The organism is Pseudomonas sp. RW407 (assembly GCF_003176655.1).
Taxonomy (GTDB): Bacteria; Pseudomonadota; Gammaproteobacteria; order Pseudomonadales; family Pseudomonadaceae; genus Pseudomonas; species Pseudomonas delhiensis.
The window spans coordinates 1,602,034-1,606,954 of record NZ_QGSL01000106.1 but is presented as its reverse complement, the minus strand read 5'-3'; the positions used below and the strand labels follow the sequence as shown (position 1 = coordinate 1,606,954).

The window sequence follows — 4,921 nt, the reverse complement described above, 5'->3', positions numbered from 1 at the left end:
GTGGGGGCCGTCCGCCGGGGAGGGGTGTTGCTTAGATCTTGCCGACCAGGTCCAGGGACGGGGCCAGGGTCTTCTCGCCTTCCTTCCACTTGGCCGGGCAGACTTCGCCCGGGTGGGCAGCGGTGTACTGGGCGGCTTTCAGCTTGCGCAGGGTCTCGCCGACGTCACGAGCGATCTCGTTGGAGTGGATTTCGACGGTCTTGATCACGCCTTCCGGGTTGATCACGAAGGTGCCGCGCAGGGCCAGGCCTTCTTCCGGGATGTGCACGCCGAAGGCGTTGGTCAGCTGGTGGGTCGGGTCGCCGATCAGCGGGAACTGGGCCTTGCCCACGGCCGGGGAGGTTTCGTGCCAGACCTTGTGGGAGAAGTGGGTGTCGGTGGTCACGATGTAGACTTCGGTACCAGCGTCACGGAAGGCAGCGTAGTTGTTGGCGGCGTCTTCGATCTCGGTCGGGCAGTTGAAGGTGAAGGCTGCCGGCATGAAGATCAGGACCGACCACTTGCCCTTCAGGGACTGCTCGGTGACTTCGATGAACTTGCCGTTGTGGAAGGCGTTGACCTTGAACGGTTGGACTTGGGTGTTGATCAGGTTCATTCGGCATTCCTCGTAGAGATGGGTTGATCGAATTGGTTATGAAATTCGACGTGGGCAAGATTATCCGCTATTAGCCCGCTTGGCCCATTGATTTAGGCCATCAAACAAATTGGCTTTCTCTATCAGCGGAACTATAAAAGGAAGAGCTTCGCTATCGATGAGCGGGCCCTCCTCCATCCTGCACCCTGCTCAAGACCAGCGCGTGACACCACCGTTCAATGCCCGTGCCGGACGTGCCCGCGCCGGCCGGCGGAGGTGGAGCCGGGGCGCTTTCCTGGCCGGCTGGTCAACAGGCGCCGCGAGCTATGCTTTGCTTAGAGAGCAGCCCTTTCGGCTGGCAGAGTTCGTGCACCAGCTGACCACATGGACAGCTTCAGCGCCGCGTCGGGCCCGCCTCCCGGCAGCCGGTCCGGCGCGCGCCAGCGAGGTTTCGCATGATCCAGTTCCTGCTCGACGACGAACTGCGCCAGGTGGACGGCCTGGCACCGGAAACGAGCCTGCTCGAGTACCTGCGCACCCGGCTGGGGCGCACCGGCACCAAGGAAGGCTGCGCCTCCGGCGACTGCGGGGCCTGCACCCTGGTGCTGGCCGAACCCGAGGGCGACGGCCTGCGCTACCGCGCGGTGAACGCCTGCATCACCCCGCTGGGCTCGCTGCACGGCCGCCAGTTGCTGACGGTGGAGAACCTCGCCGATGGCGACCGCCTGCACCCGGTGCAACAGGCCATGGTGGACTGCCACGGCGCGCAATGCGGCTTCTGCACGCCGGGCATCGTCATGTCGCTGTTCGCCTGGCGCCATGCGGCCTGCGCCCATGACCGCGAGAGCGCGCTGACGGCCCTGTCCGGCAACCTGTGCCGCTGCACCGGCTACCGGCCGATCCTCGAAGCCGCCCGGCGCATCGCCGGCGAAGCCCGGGGCGATCGCTTCGCCGCCGCCGAACGCGCTACCGCCGGGCGCCTGCGCGCCCTGCCCGCCGGCGCCAGCCTCGACAACGGCGAGCAGCATGCCTGGCTGCCCACCTCGCTGGAGGAACTGGACCGGCTGTTGATGGATTATCCACACGCACGGCTGGTGGCCGGCGCCACCGACCTGGCCCTGGAAGCGACCCAGGCGCTGAAGGGCTTCCCGCAGCTGATCCACCTGGAGCGCGTGGCCGAGCTGCGGCGCCTGGAGGAACACCCCGGGTACCTGCTGATCGGCGCCGCGCGGCCCTACGCCGACTGCCAGGACGCGCTGCGCGCCTTCCCCGGCGTGCCCGCGCTGCTGGAGCGCCTGGGCTCGCTGCAGATCCGCCAGCGCGGCACCCTGGGCGGCAACATCGCCAACGCCTCACCCATCGGCGACATGCCGCCGGTGCTGCTGGCCCTGGACGCCCGCCTGCGCCTGCGGCGCGCCGGGCAGATGCGCGAAGTGCCCATCGATGGCTTCTTCACCGGCTACCGGCAGAGCATCCTGCAGCCGGGCGAATATATCGAGGCGGTAGTTATCCCCAGGCTGGGCGAGGGCCAGTCGTTGCGTGTGGACAAGATATCCAAGCGCCGTGACGACGACATCTCCGCCCTGTGCCTGGCCCTGCGCCTGGACTTCGACGAGCAGGGCCGGGTGCGCGAGGCGCGCCTGGCCTGCGGCGGCATGGCCGCCACCCCGTTGCGCGGCCGGCGCACGGAAGCCGCGCTGGCTGGCCGGGCGTTCGACGCCGCCGCCGTGGCCGCGGCCCAGGCCGCCCTGGCCGAGGACTTCCAGCCCATCGACGACCTGCGCGCCAGCGCCGCCTATCGCCTGAAGGTGGCGCAGAACCTGCTGCAGCGCGCATTAGTGGAATACACCGCAACCCCCGCGGAGGTGCGCCATGCGTAGCCTGCCTCCCCTGGCCGCCAACGGCGGCGCCAGCGAAGCCCGCAGCGCCGGCCAGGCCCGGCCCCACGACAGCGCCGAGCTGCACGTCAGCGGAGCGGCGCGCTACGTCGACGACATCAAGGAACCCCGCGACCTGCTGCACGCCGCCGTCGGCCTCACGAACATCGCCTGCGGGGTTATCCACAGCCTGGACCTGACGGCTGTGCGCAACGCCCCCGGCGTGGTCGCCGTGCTGACCCTGGACGAGGTGCCCGGCCACACCGACATCGGCCCGGTCTTCCCCGGCGACCCGCTGCTGGCCGGCGAGCGGGTGAAGTACCACGGCCAGGCACTGTTCGCCGTGGCGGCGGAAACCCAGCTGCAGGCCCGCCGCGCCGTGCGCCTGGCGAAGGTCGAATACGCCGAGGAAACGCCGCTGCTCGACCCGCTGCGGGCCAAGGCCGAGGAACGCTTCGTACGCCCGCCGCACTTCATGCGCCGCGGCGACGCCGGGCACGGCCTGGCCGCCGCGCCCTACGTACTGCAGGCCAGCCAGTTCGTCGGCGGCCAGGAGCATTTCTACCTCGAAGGCCAGGTGTCCATGGCCGTGCCCACCGACGATGGCGGCATGTTCGTGTTCACCTCCAGCCAGCACCCCAGCGAGGTGCAGAAGCTGGTGGCCGAGGTGCTGGCCATGCCCCTGGCCAGGGTCACCGTGGAAGTGCGGCGCATGGGCGGCGGCTTCGGCGGCAAGGAAACCCAGGCCGCGCCCTGGGCCTGCCTGGCCGCGCTGCTGGCTGCGCGCACCGGACGCGCGGTTAAGCTGCGCCTGCCGCGCGCCGAGGACATGCGCGCCACCGGCAAGCGCCACCCCTTCCACAACCGCTACCAGGTCGGCTTCGACGCCGAGGGCCGGCTGCTCGCCGCGCAACTGGAAGTGGTGGGCGACTGCGGCCACTCGCCGGACCTCTCCGACGCCATCGTCGACCGCGCGATGTTCCACGCCGACAACGCCTACTTCATCCCCGACGTGACCATCGCCGGCTACCGCAGCTTCACCAACGTCGTCTCGCACACGGCCTTCCGCGGCTTCGGCGGGCCCCAGGGGATGATGCTGATCGAACGCGCCATGGACGACATCGCCCGCGCCGTCGGCCAGGACCCGCTGGACGTGCGCAAGCTCAACCTCTACGGCGGCAGCGGCCGCGACCTCACGCCCTACCACCAGCGCGTGGAGCACAACCTGCTGGGCGAGCTGATCGAGCGCCTGGAAGCCAGCAGCGACTACCGCGCCCGCCGCGCCGCCATCACCGCCGCCAACGCCGCCAGCCCGGTGCTCAAGCGCGGCCTGGCGCTGACCCCGGTGAAGTTCGGCATCAGCTTCACCGCCCAGCACCTGAACCAGGCCGGCGCGCTCATCCACCTGTACACCGACGGCAGCATCCAGCTGAACCATGGCGGCACCGAGATGGGCCAGGGCCTGAACGTCAAGGTGGCGCAGATAGTCGCCGAGGAATTCCAGGTGCCCCTTGAGCGCGTGACCATCACCGCCACGCGCACCGACAAGGTTCCCAACACCTCGCCCACCGCAGCTTCCAGCGGCACCGACCTGAACGGCATGGCCGCCCGCGACGCGGCCCGCACGCTCAAGGCGCGGCTGGCGGAATTCCTCGCCGCGCGCGAGGGCGTGGCGCAGCAGGAGGTGCGCTTCGCCCACGGCCAGGTGCAGGTCCGCGACAAGGCGCTGGACTTCGCCGAGGTGGTGCAGGCCGCCTACTTCGCACGGGTGCAGTTGTCCGCCACCGGCTTCTACCGCACGCCGAAGATCCACTACGACCGCGCCACCGGCCAGGGCCACCCGTTCTTCTACTTCGCCTACGGCGCGGCGGTGTCCGAGGTGGAAGTGGACACCCTGACCGGCGAGTACCGCCTGTTGCGGGTGGACATCCTCCACGACGTCGGCCGCAGCCTCAACCCGGCCATCGACATCGGCCAGATCGAGGGCGGCTTCGTCCAGGGCATGGGCTGGCTGACCTGCGAGGAACTGAAGTGGGACGCCAGGGGCCGGCTGCTCACCACGGGGCCGGCGACCTACAAGATCCCGGCGGCGAGCGACGTGCCCGAGGACTTCCGCGTGGCCCTGTTCGACCGGCCCAACGAGGAGGACAGCGTGTACCTGTCCAAGGCGGTGGGCGAGCCGCCGTTCATGCTGGCCATCTCGGTGTGGTCGGCCCTGCGCGACGCCATCGCCAGCCTGGCGGACTACCGGGTGAGCCCGGCGCTGGATACCCCGGCGACGCCGGAGCGGGTGTTGTGGGCCTGCGAAGCGTTGAAGGGGTGGGCTGTGGATAGTTCGCTGGAAGACGCGTTATGCCCTCACCCTAGCCCTCTCCCGGAGGGAGAGGGGACCGTCCCGAGCGAGACTCGGCAACGGAGTCAGCCGGATATTGTGGATAACAGGATGACTCCCGAACTTCCCTCGCACGCC

General features: G+C 69.5%; 3 protein-coding genes. 2 read left to right on the top strand and 1 reads right to left on the bottom strand.

From position 1 onward, the window contains the following. Positions 1-31: 31 nt before the first annotated feature. On the bottom strand, positions 32-595 hold the full coding sequence (gene ahpC / locus DK254_RS23915; RefSeq protein ID WP_037016170.1) for an alkyl hydroperoxide reductase subunit C: 564 nt from the start codon (positions 593-595) through the stop codon (positions 32-34). 434 nt (positions 596-1,029) lie between these two features. On the opposite strand from ahpC, the gene xdhA reads away from it, so the two are divergent. Together xdhA and xdhB are read left to right on the top strand one after the other, a co-directional pair. After that, positions 1,030-2,454 carry a xanthine dehydrogenase small subunit gene (gene xdhA / locus DK254_RS23910; protein WP_109935767.1) on the top strand — a complete coding sequence of 475 codons (1,425 nt, stop codon included), beginning with the start codon at positions 1,030-1,032 and terminating at the stop codon, positions 2,452-2,454. Next, positions 2,447-4,921, top strand: a 2,475-nt coding sequence (xdhB, locus tag DK254_RS23905) for a xanthine dehydrogenase molybdopterin binding subunit (RefSeq protein ID WP_109935844.1), incomplete at its 3' end; no start/stop codon positions are given. The genes xdhA and xdhB, both read left to right, overlap by 8 nt.

Bases quoted from the DNA above. Each gene is read 5' to 3' on its own strand.
- ahpC (WP_037016170.1), bottom strand. From the start codon at position 595: ATGAACCTGATCAACACCCAAGTCCAACCGTTCAAGGTCAACGCCTTC.
- xdhA (WP_109935767.1), top strand. From the start codon at position 1,030: ATGATCCAGTTCCTGCTCGACGACGAACTGCGCCAGGTGGACGGCCTG.